The sequence below is a fragment of the Mycobacterium kiyosense genome (genome assembly GCA_021654635.1).
Classification (GTDB): domain Bacteria; phylum Actinomycetota; class Actinomycetes; order Mycobacteriales; family Mycobacteriaceae; genus Mycobacterium; species Mycobacterium kiyosense.
Genome location: AP025179.1, coordinates 1919335 through 1934583 on the forward strand (window position 1 = coordinate 1919335; position 15249 = coordinate 1934583).

A 15249-nucleotide genomic window follows, 5' to 3' on the forward strand; every position below is an offset into this window, starting at 1 on the left:
ATCAACGGTGGACCAATGAGATAGCCGACCCAGCCGATGGCGGCGACCAAGGCAATTGCGGTTCCCGCGTCGCTCGGGGAGTATGCGGCCGTCATCGCAGCGGGCACCAGCAGCGCCACTCCCGCGCCTAAAGCCGCAAACCTCTGACAAAAAGTCGCCGTAAGATCGGCGGTCGCCACGAAAGCACTTCGGCGGCGAACAGCGCCAATGTCGGCAGCAGCCGGCGGATGGATATGCGCCTGTACAGCCGGCGGCCACCCAACCGCGTCACGGCCATCACCAAAGTGAATGGCACGTAGCTGAGCGCGGCCACGGCAGGCGCCGCGCCGACGACGCGGCCAAGATACTCGCCCGACCAGTCGGATGCGGATCCTTCACACAGAAAAGACGCGAACGCGACGGCCGACAAGATCATTACGGTCGGACTTCTCCAGATCCGCGGAGGCCGTCGGTCTTCGCTTACCGGCGAGGGTGCCGGGTCAGCAAGCGCCGCGGAAAGCGGCAGGACTCACATACGACCATGGCGCCGATGACGGTCAGCCGCAGCCAGGTCCACGTCCGCGCTCACGCAGGCCGCGCCGATCAAAGACCCCAGCAACACGGCGACGCTGCGCACCCCGTGGAAGCGACACATGATCGGGCTCGCAGCGAGACGCTCAACCGCAGCGGCTTGAACGTTCATCGCGACGTCCAGTCCGCCTAAAAAGAAACCCACACACGTCAGCGCCAGAAAAAGCTCCATCTCGGACCTGGCAAGACCCAGAAGGGGCCCGGACGCCGCGTAGCCGGCCACCGTGACCGGGACCAGACGGTGACTTCCCCAGCGTGGCAACACCCAGACGCACAGCGTCGTCGCCAGCAAAGCACCCAAAGGAGCACCCAGCAGAGCATCGCCCAGCTCGCCGTCGGAAGTCCCAAGTCGCCCTTTAACGTGAGAGATGTGGGCCACCCACGACGAAAACACCAGAGCATGAGCCGCGAATACGGCGAAGACACCAATTTGCGCGCGATTGGTCGAACCCGCGACTCCCAGCTGCCGCGACAACGTTGCCGGCAAGCCCTGCCTTTTCTGCGGTTCAGCGATCGGCGAAGCTCGCTGCTTGTCTGGCGTTTGCAGCTGCCCGTCGTCGCCTGCGTTGCGATACATCACCAGATGACCGACCGCCCAGTACGCGCACGAGGGATTTCGCTTGAAATGGGCTTCATCATGGACGCAGCAGCGATGAAAGTGGCTACCGCGGAGGCGAGTTCACGCTGTCCTCCTTGGAGGAAGTGTCCAGCCCCGGTTATCGTGACGGGTTCGTAGGCGTGCGCACCGGGAATCAACGAACGCAGCACCCCGTCGGCGCCACCGGTGATGGGATCTTGGTCGGAGAATGCGCACAGAAACGGCTTGTCGTAGCGTCCTGTGCGCGTCCCATGCTGCCTGACGCTGCGTGCAGCGCCGTCCGGCTGGTCGGCACCAGTATCGGGAATTGCCGGGCGCCGGCCTTGTAAAAATACTGTTCAAGCGTCGGTAGGCGGCGTGATCCTGCCGGTGGAGCGCCGCTCGAGCAGCCGCCACTGACGATCTTGCCGACGTCGAAGTTGGGTTCCCGACTGTATTTCTGCCAAGCAAGAAAGCCTGTCGAGACGTCGGTCTCCTGTAGGTAAGAACGTGTTGGCGGCAACGACGCGGGCAAAGCGATCGACTCCACCCACTAGGCGCAACCCGATCAGCCCACCCCAGTCTGGCAAACCAGGGTGATATCGGTGAGTCCGATCGCCTCGATGGCAGCGCGGTCCAGCCGACGTGAGCCTGGTAGGCGTAGTCGTCCCGACTGCCGGGTTTGATTGCTGTGGCCGAAGCCGACCAAGTCGATCGCCACTGCGCGCAACCGTGCCGGTAATCACCGAATCATCTTGCGGTAAAGGAATGACCACGACGCTCACCGTGCAGCAGCAGCAAGCCGGCGGCGCGTCGGCAGGTCCCTCGCCGACGTAGTGCACTTCCGCAGGATGGTGTTGCCATCGCCGCTGGCCACATCGATGTAGTGGGTGGAACGGATAGTCCGTGAAGGTCAGCGAAACACTGGTCAGGCGGTGGAAGAATCTGCAAAGCTGCTCCGTCCAGTATGGTGCTCGTGATGACGCGCATCATCACCATGCCCGAACGTTATTGTACTGTCGGAAAAACAGTTTGCTGCTGGGAATGCAGGCCGATACAGTGGCGGCTGTCGGCCGGAGTCGTCCGGCATGAACCGCGGTCACTTGGCGGCACGGTGCGACGGCGAATGTTGTCCACCGCCGCGTTCAAAGTGTCGCGCAGCGTCGTGAGGTCCCCGTTGATCCGTGCCAGTAACATGCCGCCCTGCAGGGCGGCGATTATGGGCGGTTGCCAGCCGGTCCGGGTTCTCCCGTCGGCCCACTCGCCGCGAGCACGCATCGTGCGTAGGCCCTCGGCGAGCGGTTGCTCCCACCGGCGGAACGCCGCGGTTGTGGGCTGGGCGAAACGCCGGGTCATTCTTCAACTCCGCAGCGGTCGAACCGAGGGGACAGGCGAACGGGCCACCGGGTTGCCGGCAGGCGAAGGACCACCTTCACGTGCCCAGCGCTCAATGCCCTTCATGGAGTCGACGTGAGCTAGGGGCCCGGCTGGGCTGCCAGCACTCGCTCCAGTTGGCGTTCGACCACCGCCGCGACCAATTCCGATTTGTCGCTGAAGTAGTGGTAGAGCTGCGATTTGCCGGTGCCCGACGCGGCCAGGATGTCGTCGACAGAGGTTCCGGAGACGCCGTTCTGGTACATGAGCGTGGCCGCCACGTCGATGATGGCTGCCCGGGTGCGTTGACCCCGCTCGGTGGTCGCCACCGTCGCGCGCGGCGGCGCGGGTTCGGGATCGGTGGCCATGACCTCTACGGTAAGCGAGCGACGAGCGGCGGCCGTTGCGCCACCCCGGTTTCGTATCGCGCCCGGCGCGGTCGCCTGCGCAGCATGTTCTCCGGGCCGCAGATCGAACTACACCGGCGGTCAGTCCGCAGTACGCGGCGCGCATCGGTTAACCAGCTCGTCCAGGCCGGCCTTGCCGGATCCAACGCATGTCAGCCACGTCAGCAGGCCCACCAGGAGCCACCTGGCATAAAACAAGTTGCTCAGGAAATCCCACCAACCCGGTGCTTGTGCGCGAGGTCCGGGCCGATGTCCGCATCAACGCAGCCGACCATGTCCCCGGCCAGCACCAGTGACACGACGCGGGTGCCGAGTGCTCCAACATCAATGCCGCACCGCCAACCAATTCCAACCACCGCGGTGTAGAGGGGGAGCGAGAAATCCCGCTGCGGGGATGCCCATGTTGGCGAACATCTGCGTGAACGTCGTGAGATCGCCGAGCTTGCCGATGGCACCGCTGAAGAACATGAAGCCGATGGTGAGTCGCAGCACCAGATTTCGGCAACCAGCCGAGGGTGTTCAGGCACGTCGGAGACACGACGGTACGCCGGCCGGAATCCGGCAGGCCGGAGACGCCATGGATCACGATATGCCTCATTGGCCTGTTCCTCCCTCGCGACGACTTCTGCGTCGATGCCTAGTGGTGTCGGCGGGTGGCGTAGGCGTTACAAGCAGCCGACGTGGTCATCGACACTCATTGGGCGCGCACAGATCGGTTCGCCAGACCGGATGTCGTCACGTTGTGCTCGAACGGGCTGTCAGCGCCAGTCTTTGAAGGCGTCGAGCAACTGCGCGCGGAACTCCGGCGCCAGCTCGACCTTACGGATCCGGCCGACCCTGCCGATGGTGACCCGAAACTGCTGCAGGTAGTTGTCGCACCCGTCGCAGTCGAGCAGGTGCTCGTCGAACCGAGCCCGCGTTTCGAGATCGAGTGACCCGTCGAGATAGGCGGTGATCATCTCGACGAGTTCGTTGCAGTCCAGTGGCTTCACGACGCTTCCCTCAGATAATCTTCGAGGGTCTGCCGAATCACCGCACGGCCGCGATGCAGCAGCACCTGCTGGTTGGCAGCGCTGATATCGAGAGGCGCACACCCCGTCGGAATCGAGCATTCATGTCGCGCAGCGTCACCACGATGCGCTGGCGTTTCAGGGCAGGGTATCGCGCTCACTCTGGAGCTACGCGTGAGTTCGGGCTGCCCAGAGCGAGCCTTCGGGAGTGTCCGGGAAAGGCGTCGGCGTTCTGTCGCCTTCCTGGTGCTCGGCCAACTCGGCCGCCGGCAGCACGGAATCGCTCGGGCCGACCGCAGCCGCCCGTGAATGCCTTGATCTGAGTGTCAACGTGCCTGCGCCGCTGAGACCCTGACTTGGCAATGTTAACCAGAACCGTGAAAAGCCAGGTACGCAAGGATGACCGTCCTCGAACTTTTCCAAGCCCTTGAGGAGCGCGATCCACGTCTCCTGCACGACGTCCTCGGCATGCTCTCGACTCGGCACGTACCCACGCGCCACCCGCAGCATTGCCGGTGTGTGCCAGTCGACCAGACGGGCGAAGGCGCCCTCGTCGCCCGCACGAAGCGCGGCGATCAAGGTGCCCCTCGTCCCGAAGCCGTCGTTGGTGATCATGGTCGCTTAACGACGGTACTCCACAGCCTGGGTTCGCGAAGTCGAATCGGCCTCGCCTCCCACCCGCGTCGGTCGTTGCCGTGGGCCGGCACGCCGCCCTCGTCGCGCAGCATTCGCGCGAAGTGCAGCAGATTCCATGTCATGAACGTCGTATTCCTGTTGGTGAAATCATTGTCCGGACCGCCGGAACCGGGGTCGAGGTATGAGGGTCCCGGTCCGGCTTCTCCGATCCATCCGGCGTCAGCCTGCGGTGGGATCGTGTAACCAATGTGCTGGAGGGTGTACAGAACGTTCTGCGCACAGTGCTTCACTCCGTCCTCATTGCCAGTGATGAGGCAACCGCCGACCCGGCCGTAGTACAGGATTGACCGGCGTCATTTGAGTAGGTGCGAACCGCCGTACAGACGTTCGTGAACCTTCTTCATGATAGAACTGTTGTCGCCCAGCCAGATTGGCCCTGCGAGCACGAGGATATGTGCGGCAAGCACCTTCTCGAAGATGCTCGGCCATTCATCTACCGACCACCCGAGGTCTCGCATGTCGGGCCAAACCCCAACTGCGATGTCGTGATCGATGGCCCGCACGACATCCACGGCCACACCATGTTTGGCCATGATGCCCGCCGATGCGTCGACGAGCCCCTGAGTGTTGCTGACCCCCGGCGTCCGCGTGAGAGTGCAGTTGATGAACAATGCCCGTAGTCCGATGAAGTCCAGCGTTGGGTCAGACACGGTCACGAACTTTCGCGCTGCTGAGTGCATCGCCCAGCGTCCACAACGCAATCCCCAGCAGAGCGACATCCTTGATCAAGAACTGACCGGTCATGCTCAACCACGGGAAGCCGCCTTCTGCGGACTCCATGGCTCCGGGGGTCGTGAACAGGAAGCTGATCGTGGCCGTAAAGAGGCCGATCGAAACGATGCTACCGACGGCGGAGACCTTCGGTAGCCAGGGCTTCACCACCAGTAGAACCGCGGCCGTGACCTCGACGACACCGAGTAACGATGAGAATGTCGTCACCGAGAAGAACTCGTACAACCAACTCATGAAGGGACTGTTGGCGACGAGCGGCTTCCGATCCCTGCTCGTAGGCGAATTTCAGAACGCCTATCCACCCGATCAACGAGCGCTTAGTCCAGAAGCGATGACCGCGCTTCCGATGCGGGTGAGGGTTGCGTCGAGTGACGTCCTATCGACGGTGTCATTGTTTGCGGGCATATTGCGCCCTCCTCAGCTGTTCGAGGGCCGACGGTGCGTCGACCAGTTACCGGAAGATGAGTGCCACGGGGCGAGCCGAGCGTTACAGCGTTATTGGGGGTGTGACTCGATACCAGTAAAGAAATTCCTCACGCGCGAGGTTGGGGACTGTGTTCGGCAGCGTGCGGCGGCGGGCCGACGCGGGTCAGGTGAAGGTGCTGGCCAGGAGCGATAGGCGCAAGCGTCGTTGGCCTGGTGGCAGCCGCACGAACGCTGCGGGTGTATTCACTGGCTGGTGGCACTGGTGCTCATGCGACGCAGGGCGCAGTGAGCGACCGGCGTGGGACGGGGAGCGCCAGCGGACGGAAAGCGAAGGGAGCGCAGCGCAGCCCGGAGGTAGCCGCCGAGTTGTCTGTTCTGCTGGTCAACGTGTGGTGAGCAGCCCGATCAGGGTGTCGGCGTTGCGGCCGAGGTGGGCGAGGACACTGCTGCCTTTGGCGACGCTGGCCTGGGATGGGGAGCCGATGACGCCGGTGGGCGTGTAGGCGTGGATGCCGAGGCTGGTCAGGTAGCGGCGGTCGTTGGCGGTGTGGTCGCTATCGCCATCCCTCGCGGTAGCTGGCGGGCGGCGAGCAGGATGGAGGTTTCCAGTTCGCCGGCGTGCATGTCGTCGTGGTTGCTGCTGTGGATTCCGGCGGCGGCGCGGGCTTCGGTTCAGCTCCGCGGCTGGGGTAGAGCCCAACCTGACGGTTCTTGGGGTGGTTGGCTTGTTGGACGACGTTGATCAGCACGGCGTTGCCGCCGTGGCCGTTGACGACGATCAGCCCGGCGATGTTCTGGCGTGCCAGCGATTCGATGATGTCAGCGACGATCGCGGCCAGGGTGGTGGCGCTGATGCTGATGGTGCCGGGGTAGGCCGCGTGTTCATGCGAGCAGCCGAATGTGACTGGTGGTAGCTGAAATACGCTGTGGTGCTGATTGATTGATGATGCGATGGCACTGGCGATGAGGGTGTCGGTGCCCAGCGGCAGGTAGGGGCCGTGCTGTTCGAATGAGCCGACCGGCAGCACCGCGACGGGGCGGGCGGTTGCGGGGTCTGTGCTGGTGCTGTCGGGAATGACTCGACGGCTCACGGGAGGACCCTTGGGTGGCGTTGATGCGGCCGGGCGAGCTGTTGCAGATCGAGTCTTTGTTTCGTCGCCGGCGCTCCCGCACGATGCCTGCCTGGGCCGAGATGCGATCTGGCCTGCTGGGAAGGCGCGGCCAGGTAGCCCGGGATCGCCAAAAGCCGGTCAGCGAGTGCTTTGGTATTTCCGCCGGCGATCCAGGCGTGCAGGAGTCGCATGTCGGCCACGGTCTGGTCGCGATGCTGTTGTGATGTCCAGGCGTGATGGTGCCCGGCGAGCAGCGCTACTGCTTTGTCACCGATGCGTAGGTAGCCGGAGGCGATTTCGCGACGAGGCTGTGGGCGTAGATCGCATGATCGTGCGGGTGGGGTTGCAGGTCACCGAGTTCGAGGGCTGCGGCAGTAGGTAGGTGAAAGGCCCGCTCATTCTTGTTGGCCAGCTCAGCGAGGGCCTGTTGGCGGGCGATGCTGGCGGCCAGACGGCCCACGTCGTGGCCGTCGATGAGTTCGGCGGCATCAGCGGCCAACGCGGCGGCCAGGTCGGGGTTGTGCGGGTGAGAATGTTGATCATGCATCAAGATCATGGCGTTGAATGCCGGGCCGGCCGTACGCAGGTGCAAGGCGGCGGTGTGGGTGAGTCGTTCCGCGGCGGCGTGATCTCCGACATCTTGGGCGATCCACCCGGCGACCTCGGCGGTAGTCCCGGCAGCATGCCGCATTTCCGCTTTGACCTGTGATGGCGCGTGGACGATCAAGCGATCTGATGGTGAGCAGATCAGGATTCCACCAGCGGCGTGCTGGGGGCCGAAGGTGCTCACTCGGATGTGGGGCATGTTGCTGGGCGGCGATGACGGCCACTACGTCACGGTCGACGGCACTTCTGCAGCAGCAGCGGGTGCGGCAGGTCGGTGGTGATCGGCACGCTGAAGATCTCGTCGGGTTCGACGCCGAACACCGCGGCGAGGTCTTCGCGCCACATCGGGCCGGAGCATCCAGTCCGCTCGATCTGGGCGATTTCTTCGCCGCAGGGACTCCTGGGTGGCGGCGTCGGCATCCCCGCAGTAGCGTGCGGACGTTTTCGACCTCGATCGCCAACTCGCGCAGGCTGTAGCCGTAGCGCTTGCGGGCCGCGCTGAGCCGCTGCGCGTTGAGTGCGCGGATCGGGTCGGCTGCGGCCATGACTTCGATCATGCCGCATATATCAGCGCAGGTCAGCAACCTGTGCGCGTTTGCGGTCATCACTGCTATCACTGCCTATCACTTCCTGGCGCATCGCGGGATGGCGCTTCCTTGTCTGGCGGGTGAACACACCCGCGGGAAAACAAACGAGGAAGGACAGCACCGGCATGAAACTGAGAATCGACACGAGCGGCGTGACGTTCTTGTGCACGCGGGTTCCTGAGCAGCGCACCAATTTCGACACCGGGGCACCACGCGTCGACAAGGCCACCGGGCAAGCGCTGTGGCAGGTGCAGTTGATCGCCCTTGACGCCACCGGCGGCGAAGTGCTGGCGGTCACCGTGGTCGGTGAACCGAAAGTCACTGTCGGCCAGCCGGTGGCGGTAGCGGGTCTGGTGGCGTTGCCGTGGTCGCAAGACGGCCGCTCGGGCATCGCGTATCGCGCCGAATCCATCACCGCCACCGACCCCGCCACGGCGACCGTCAAGACGGGCCAGCAGGCCCGGTAACCGGATGCCGGCCCGGCAGTTGCGCACACCAGCGCGTCGGGGCTGCCGGGCTGGCACCCTACCTCTTCCTTTTTCCGTCGTCAGTAGAAAGTAGGCCGTCATACCGAATAATTTAAACAATAAGCCCCACAACAACAATCCATCACCCGACGATGACTGACCGGTGAGCTGGATCGTGGCGGCAGTCAAAGCCGCCGGACAGCTACCGTGGTGGGCGATCCCCGTCCTGAGCGTCCCGGTCATCGTGGCGCTCTGGGTCACCGTCAGCCACGGGGCGCGGGCCGGCGTTGACCGCCATCGCGGAGATCGCGGCATATGTCGGCTGGTCGGTATGCGAGCCGTCATCGTTTAGCCGGTGGGTGACCAACCCGCCGCGGCAGCGGTTCTGGGCGTGGTGGCGGTATCACCGCAACTGGGGCATCGGTGTGCGCCCTGCAACGCTGACCGCCAAATCCGGTGAGCGCACGCCAGCTTCGCCGTGAGTCGGTGCGGATCGGCCGCCATGCCGACGTACTGTGCTTGCGCGGTGGTGACCGGCCAGTCGATTGCTGACTGGCAAAACGCGCCCCGCTGGCGGCGACCTGGGGTGCGCAGCGGTTGACGATCCGCGCCACGGCGCCGGGGCAGCTGCGGATCATCATCGGCCGCGGTGATGTGCTCGGCCAGCCGATCGCGGTACCGATGCCAACCCCGGCCACTGAGGTCGATCTGGGCGCGGTGCGGGTCGGGGTCACCGAATCACGGCGCTGGTGGACGTTGCCGGTGCTCGGGCAGCACCTGCTGGTTGCCGGTGCCACCGGAGCGGGCAAGGGTTCGGTGCTGTGGTCGCTGATCGCCGGGCTGGCACCCCATGTGAAAACCGGGCGGGTGCGGCTGTGGGTGATCGACCCCAAAGGCGGCATGGAACTCGGCGCCGGCGCACCGCTGTTCACCCGGTTCTGCTATCACATGGGGCAACCCACCGTGGAGCTGCTGCGGCAGCTGGTGGAGCTGATGCACGCACGCGCCGCCCGGCTGCGCGGGCACACCCGACTGCACAACCCCACTGTCGGCGAGCCGCTGTATGTGGTGATCATCGACGAGATTGCCGCGCTGACCGCCTATGTCAGCGACCGCAAACTGCGTGCCGAGATCGAACACCTACTCGGGCTGCTGTTATCGCAGGGGCGGGCGGTCGGGATTTCGGTGGTGGCCGCGGTGCAAGACCCGGCCAAAGACACCCTGCCGGTGCGCCAACTGTTCACCGTGCGCATCGGGCTGCGCATGACCGAAGCCACCCAGACCGCGATGGTGCTCGGACAAGGAGCCCGCGATGCCGGCGCCGAATGCGACCTGATCGCCGATGCCACCCCGGGGATCGGCTACGTGATGATCGACGGCACCGCCGACCCGGCACGGGTCCGGGCCTTTCACGTCACCGACCGCGACATCAGCGTTTTGGCCCGTACTTTTCGGGTACCGCGCCCCGGCGAACATGGAAATCGGTGAACAGCTTGACGACGCCGGGCCCGGTGATCGTGCTGCCGGGCCTGCCCACCACTATCGATGCGGATGCGGTGATCAGCCAGATGTGCCGCCGCGCCTCCTCACCCGGTTTCGGGTCGTGGTGGCGGCGGGTGGAATCGGTCGGCTACTGCGCCCACCCGATCCAGCTCGTCGGCGCCGACACGGCCGGGCGCCAACATGCGGTGTGGACGCGCTGCAACAACCGTCGCGCCACCGTCTGCCCGTCGTGTGCAGATTTGTATGCCCGCGACACCTGGCAGCTGGTACACGCCGGCGCCGCCGGCGGCCACCACGACGTACCCTGTGAGGTTGCCGATCGTCCGCAGGTGTTCGCCACGCTCACCGCACCCGGCTACGGGGCCGTGCACAACGCTACCGGAACCACCTGCCACGCACGCACACCACGCGTCACGACACAGCACTGCCGACACGGAAACCCGCTGCACTGCAACACGAGTCATGCCGTTGATGATCCCGTCGTGGGTCAGCCACTGTGCGCGGACTGCTATGACTATCTCGGGCATGTGCTGTTCACGTGGCATCTGCCCGAACTGTGGCGGCGCTTAACCATCGCACTACGACGCGCCATCACCGCGCATCGAGTTTGGCTTTCTACGGATTCGGTGCGGGTTAGTTTGTCATGGTGGAGTTGCAAGTGCGTGCCATCCCGCACATTCACGCACTGATCCGCCTCGACCCACCCGGTGATCGGCCCACCGCGTCAGGTGATCACATCAGTGACGGCCCCGCCGCCCCTCGGGGTGGTGGGGAGCCCCGTTCCAGAGTCGGCCAGGATGCGGGCTGGTCGTCACCGATCACCGCCACCGAGCTGACCGCTCTGATTCACCAAGCCGCCGATCGCGTCCGCATCGAGATACCCGCCGGCGGCGATGACCCCCGCCGGGACGGCGTGCGCACGCTGCGGTTCGGCACCCAAATCGACATTCAAGCATTGGCATCCGAAACAGGCACGGCTGCACACGATCCCACCGTACCGGGAACAGTAACAGGCGCATCGTCGCGGCTTTCACCGCGCCGGGTCGCCGCCTATTTAGCGAAATACGTCACCAAATCGTTGCACGACTTCGGGATCACCGCGCGACGCCTGTCCGCCGAAGCGATCACCGGCTTGGATGTCAGTGAGCATGTGCGGGCCATCTTGGCCACCATCGCCGAGCTGGCCGAACACGGTAGTGGCGCGGTGGCGGGGATCGGGCGCTGGCTGCACACCCTCGGGTATCGCGGGCACATCACCACCAAATCCCGGCACTTCTCCACCACCTTGGGCGCCCTGCGGACCGCCCGGGCGCCACCTGGACCCGCCAGCAAGTAACGAAAGACGCAACGCAACGAAACGGAACTCAAACGGCGGCGCGGTGACCGGGTCTCGACCAGCGGCCTTACGGCGCTCGACTGAGGTTCTGGGAGGCCTGACTACGCTGGACACGCCAGCGCCGGCGACCGGGTGCTGGTCGTCTCCGCAGCCCTGCGTCACATCGCTGCCCGCATCGTTGCGTCACCGAATCCCGCTGCGCCACTGATAATCCTGCCCATGCTGCCGGGTGCCGGATAATGACCAGTAACAATTCCGGTGACGCGCGACGGAGACGCCGCTAGCAGTAGTGACCCGGCGTGCTGCCCTTCATGAGCGGCCCGAGTTCATCGCGGTTGACCACGTGAACGCCACGACGTGCCGAAGTCACCGTGACCGACCCGACCGTCATCGCCACTGATCGCCACGCTCCTTGGGGCCGATCGCCCGCCGACGTCGTCGGGTCAGACCCGCCACACCGGGGCCACCCGGTCGATGTCCAGGCGGCGCGCACCCGGTGTGCCCGGTGCAATCACGGCGTGATCCAACACCGCTTTGACGATCGCCTGCTGGCGACCCAAATCCATTCCGTCCCAGTCGGTGCGCAACACCCCGCCGGTCCCGGCCAACTCGAACACCGCCGTCGTGTCAGTCGCCGCAGCAATATCTCGCGCCGTCGTGATGCGTTCCGGTGATCGGATCACGCGCCGCAATCCACCGCGCCGTGATCGCCCCATCGGCATACAAGCCGGCCAACTCATCAAGACGTTCCTGATCGGCATCGACCTGGGCGGCCAACGCGGAAACATCAGCATCAGCGGTGGCTTTGCCGGCCAACACGTCGGCCAACTGCGGTGAATCCAGCCGCGCCAGCACCGCCTCAGCCAGCAGTTCCTCGACCGGGGCGGCGACCACCGTCAACCGGCCACACCCACCATGATCCGGCCCCTTCAAACACACATAGCGGCGTATCCGATTCTGCGGATTGCTGTGCCGAGCTTGGGAATACAGTCGGTTGCCGCAGCGTCCGCAGCGCAACATCCCCGACAACAGGTAGGTGCGGGCGGTGCGGGTCTTGGTCACCGAGCGTGCCGCCATCCGCGCCAATACCCGATCCCGCTGCACTGGAGTGATGATCGCCGGCCACACCGCCTGACCGATCACTTCTCCGCGATGCTCGCGCAACCCGGCGATACGGCCCGAGGACAACACTTGGCGCACCGCGGTGGTCTGCCACGATGCCGCCACGCTCGGCGCGACCTGGGACTCGTTGAGCCAGATCGTCAACGACCGCAGCGATTGGCCCGCCAGATACCGGTCCACCATCTCACGGACCACTGCGGCCTCTGATTCGCGCACGGTGATCTTGTCGGCCTCATACCCGAACGGGCGTGCTGAACCGTGTGGCAACCCGGCCTGGGCGTTCTGCAACATTTTGCGGCGGATACGGGCCGACTTGCGGCCGGACTCCTTGGCGGCGAACGCCGGCAAAATGCGGGCCATGAACAGCCCGTCATCATTACCCATGTCGATGTCGGCGGTCACCGTCGCCACATCGCGCACACCGACCGACTCGCACAGCGTGACGAACTCCTCCAGCTCCACCGGACGCCGATGCAGCCGATCCAAGTTGTAGACGATCACCGCATCACGATCACCTGATGCCAGATCAGCCAGCATCCGGGCGTACTGGCGTCGCGGCTTGCCGGAAAACGCCGACACATCGTTGTCGACGTACTCGGCCCCGACCGGCCAACCCCGATCCGCGGCGAGCTTGCGGCAATCCTCCAACTGCCGCGCCACCCCCAACCCCGTGCCCTCCACATCCGAGGAAATCCGGGCATAAATCGCCGCCGACCCCACCCCAACACGCTGACCAGCAGATTTCACAGACATGAGGGTAGTTTAACAATCCTATGACCTGCAGTTCGGTGGGCCCGCCGTCCTCCCAGTGCTGCAGGTGGTGGGCGTGGCCGCGGGTGCCGCAGCCGGGCACCACGCAGCGGTCGCGGTGTTCTAGGGCGCGGCGCAGCCGGCGGCTGATCTGGCGGGTCTCGCGGCCGGCGCCGATGACCTGCCCGTCGCGCTCAAACCAGGCTTCCCAGGTGGCATCGCAGGTCAGGTACCGGCGTTCGGCCGCCGACAGGAGTGGCCCCAGGTGCAGGGCGGCGGCGGGTTTGTCGAGGTCGAGGTGCACGATCACGGTCGTGTTGCTGTGCAGCTGGCGCGCGCGACTTCGGTGTCCTGCCGGCGGGTCACCAGACTCAGGAACGCATCCACGGTGTCGGGCAGCGGGGGGCACTGGGATGCTGCGGCGGCGGCGTGGTCGCGTTTCCAGTCGGTCACCAGCGCATCCAGGTGCGCCTGCAGGGCGGTATCGAACAGGGCGGCTTCAGCATGGGGCAGGGTGATCCGCCAGGTGGTGGATTGCTCGTCGCCGGTCTTGGAGATCGAGCGCTGCGGACCCGGGCGTGGCTCGGGGCAGGGGTCCTCCGGTCGCGGCTCCAGCTTGATCGCGGTGCACAACTGGGAGACGGTGGCTACCGCGGCCAGCTCGGCGTAGTGCTCATCGGAGCCGTCGGCGGCGCGTCTGGCACGACCGACCTGATCCATGAGCCGGCCTCGCGCAGACCGGCCACGCAGCGCGGGAACTCCCGCGCGCGATGCGCCACCGCGGCGATGGTCTTGGCGTTGCGCGGGGACAGCCGGTACGCCAGGCCACCAACGCCGAGACCGACCGTGCGCCGGTGGACCCCCACAGTTCGTCGCGCTCGATCTCGGCGACGATCGCCACGATCCGACCATCGATCGCATTACGCTGACCGGTCAGCTCCGCCAACTCCTCAAACAGCACCTCAAGGCGCTCAGCGGGAGTTACCGCCACGGCAGGCGATGCGCTCGAAGACATGACCCCATCAAAGCAGCGGGGTCCGACAAGTCTCGGCTGTCCAACCTGAGCTGGAAGCGTGAACGCGTTATTTATGCAGCGGCACAGGCTGATTGGCCAAATTGGCGTAGTCGGCGCGCTAGCGCTGGGGCCTCAGCACCACAACGGGGACCGGTAGCGACGTGCGTGACTGGTCCCTAAACCGACAAGTCGCGCCGCAGCTTGGCGACGTGTCCGGTCGCCTTGACGTTGTACTGCGCGACCTCGATCTTGCCCTTCTCGTCGATCACGAACGTCGAGCGGATCACCCCGGTGACCTTCTTGCCGTACATCATCTTTTCGCCGAACGCGCCGTAGGCCGCCAGCACCTTCTTGTCCGGATCCGACAGCAGCGGAAAATTCAATCCTTCCGCATCGCGGAACTTCGCCAACTTCTCCGGCTTGTCGGGGGAGATGCCGACCACGTCGATACCGGCCTCGTTCAGCTCATTCAGACTGTCCCGGAAATCGCAGGCCTGCTTGGTGCAGCCGGGTGTCGAGGCCGCCGGATAGAAATACACGACGACGCGGCGTCCCTTGAAATCCGACAGCGAAACCTTGTTGCCGTCGGCATCGGGCAGGCTGAACGCGGGCGCTTTGTCGCCGGGCGCCAAGCGGGTGTTCTCGGTCAAGGTGCATCCCTTTCTCGTCACCGGAGCGTCGGCACTAGGGTAGTTCGTCAGTGCACCAGCCTGACTTGGAGGACAGACACGTGGCGGACCGCGATCCCGACACCATCAAGCAGGAGATCGACCAAGCCCGCAACCAGCTGGCGGCAACCGTCGACTCGCTTGCTGAGCGTGCGAATCCTCGCCGCCTAGCCGATGACGTCAAGGCCAAGGTGTTCGAGTTCCTGAACAAGCCCATCGTGACGGTATCGCTGACCGGGGTGAGCGTCGTCGCGGTCATCGTGGTGATCCACCGGATCCGCAACCGCTGAC

General features: G+C 65.2%; 12 protein-coding genes and 7 pseudogenes. 5 read left to right on the forward strand and 14 right to left on the reverse strand.

Features of this window, described 5'->3' with window-relative positions; genetic code table 11:
- Positions 1-127 precede the first annotated feature (127 nt).
- The 9 genes and pseudogenes from L6444_RS09155 to L6444_RS09195 form a co-directional block, all read right to left on the reverse strand.
- Positions 128-409: a hypothetical protein gene (locus L6444_RS09155; RefSeq protein WP_236981800.1), complete on the reverse strand. Its 282-nt coding sequence runs from the start codon at positions 407-409 to the stop codon at positions 128-130.
- 99 nt (positions 410-508) lie between these two features.
- Complete coding sequence (locus tag L6444_RS09160) at positions 509-1147, reverse strand: MFS transporter (RefSeq protein WP_236981802.1); 639 nt, start codon at positions 1145-1147, stop codon at positions 509-511.
- A 1475-nt stretch (positions 1148-2622) separates the two neighbouring features.
- On the reverse strand, positions 2623-2889 hold the full coding sequence (locus L6444_RS09165) for a TetR/AcrR family transcriptional regulator (protein WP_236981804.1): 267 nt from the start codon (positions 2887-2889) through the stop codon (positions 2623-2625).
- A 363-nt stretch (positions 2890-3252) separates the two neighbouring features.
- Entirely contained in the window at positions 3253-3420 is a 168-nt protein-coding gene (locus L6444_RS09170; protein WP_459551917.1) for a DoxX family membrane protein, read from the reverse strand.
- Positions 3421-3686: 266 nt separating this feature from the next.
- Positions 3687-3920, reverse strand: coding sequence for a zf-HC2 domain-containing protein (locus tag L6444_RS09175; protein WP_236981809.1), 234 nt, complete (start codon positions 3918-3920; stop codon positions 3687-3689).
- 186 nt (positions 3921-4106) lie between these two features.
- Positions 4107-4553 carry a sigma-70 family RNA polymerase sigma factor gene (locus L6444_RS09180; RefSeq protein ID WP_236981811.1) on the reverse strand — a complete coding sequence of 149 codons (447 nt, stop codon included), beginning with the start codon at positions 4551-4553 and terminating at the stop codon, positions 4107-4109.
- A 28-nt stretch (positions 4554-4581) separates the two neighbouring features.
- Positions 4582-5314 (reverse strand): annotated as a pseudogene (locus L6444_RS09185) (flavodoxin family protein); the annotation flags it as partial.
- Positions 5277-5676, reverse strand: a pseudogene (locus L6444_RS09190) (YkgB family protein). The pseudogenes L6444_RS09190 and L6444_RS09185, both read right to left, overlap by 38 nt.
- Before the next feature lie 498 nt (positions 5677-6174).
- Positions 6175-6883 (reverse strand): annotated as a pseudogene (locus L6444_RS09195) (creatininase family protein).
- Between the two features lie 14 nt (positions 6884-6897).
- On the opposite strand from L6444_RS09195, the gene L6444_RS09200 reads away from it, so the two are divergent.
- The gene (locus L6444_RS09200; protein WP_236981815.1) at positions 6898-7128 is read left to right on the forward strand and encodes a hypothetical protein; all 231 of its coding nucleotides are present in this window, start codon (positions 6898-6900) and stop codon (positions 7126-7128) included.
- A 32-nt stretch (positions 7129-7160) separates the two neighbouring features.
- On the opposite strand, the gene L6444_RS09205 is transcribed toward L6444_RS09200, so the two are convergent.
- Both L6444_RS09205 and L6444_RS09210 read right to left on the reverse strand, forming a co-directional pair.
- The gene (locus L6444_RS09205; RefSeq protein WP_236981817.1) at positions 7161-7694 is read right to left on the reverse strand and encodes a hypothetical protein; all 534 of its coding nucleotides are present in this window, start codon (positions 7692-7694) and stop codon (positions 7161-7163) included.
- A 383-nt stretch (positions 7695-8077) separates the two neighbouring features.
- Complete coding sequence (locus L6444_RS09210) at positions 8078-8266, reverse strand: hypothetical protein (protein WP_162484155.1); 189 nt, start codon at positions 8264-8266, stop codon at positions 8078-8080.
- On the opposite strand from L6444_RS09210, the gene L6444_RS09215 reads away from it, so the two are divergent.
- The 3 genes and pseudogenes from L6444_RS09215 (at position 8223) to L6444_RS31030 (ending at position 11643) form a co-directional block, all read left to right on the forward strand.
- The gene (locus L6444_RS09215; protein WP_044544024.1) at positions 8223-8564 is read left to right on the forward strand and encodes an SCO3933 family regulatory protein; all 342 of its coding nucleotides are present in this window, start codon (positions 8223-8225) and stop codon (positions 8562-8564) included. The genes L6444_RS09210 and L6444_RS09215 overlap by 44 nt on opposite strands.
- 163 nt (positions 8565-8727) lie before the next feature.
- Positions 8728-10052: pseudogene (locus tag L6444_RS09220) on the forward strand (FtsK/SpoIIIE domain-containing protein).
- Positions 10049-11643: pseudogene (locus tag L6444_RS31030) on the forward strand (replication initiator). The pseudogenes L6444_RS09220 and L6444_RS31030 overlap by 4 nt, the downstream one beginning before the upstream one ends.
- A gap of 203 nt (positions 11644-11846) precedes the next feature.
- On the opposite strand, the pseudogene L6444_RS09235 reads toward L6444_RS31030, so the two are convergent.
- The 3 genes and pseudogenes from L6444_RS09235 to bcp all read right to left on the reverse strand — a co-directional run bounded on the left by L6444_RS09235 (position 11847) and on the right by bcp (position 14940).
- Positions 11847-13278: pseudogene (locus tag L6444_RS09235) on the reverse strand (recombinase family protein).
- Between the two features lie 28 nt (positions 13279-13306).
- A pseudogene (locus tag L6444_RS09240) lies at positions 13307-14290 on the reverse strand (HNH endonuclease signature motif containing protein); the annotation flags it as partial.
- A 176-nt stretch (positions 14291-14466) separates the two neighbouring features.
- Positions 14467-14940 carry a thioredoxin-dependent thiol peroxidase gene (gene bcp, locus L6444_RS09245; RefSeq protein ID WP_236981824.1) on the reverse strand — a complete coding sequence of 158 codons (474 nt, stop codon included), beginning with the start codon at positions 14938-14940 and terminating at the stop codon, positions 14467-14469.
- 80 nt (positions 14941-15020) lie between these two features.
- Here bcp and L6444_RS09250 point away from each other — a divergent pair, with 80 nt between their 5' ends.
- A complete protein-coding gene (locus L6444_RS09250) occupies positions 15021-15248 on the forward strand; it encodes a DUF3618 domain-containing protein (protein ID WP_236981826.1) in 228 nt (75 codons plus the stop codon).
- Position 15249: the final 1 nt, after the last annotated feature.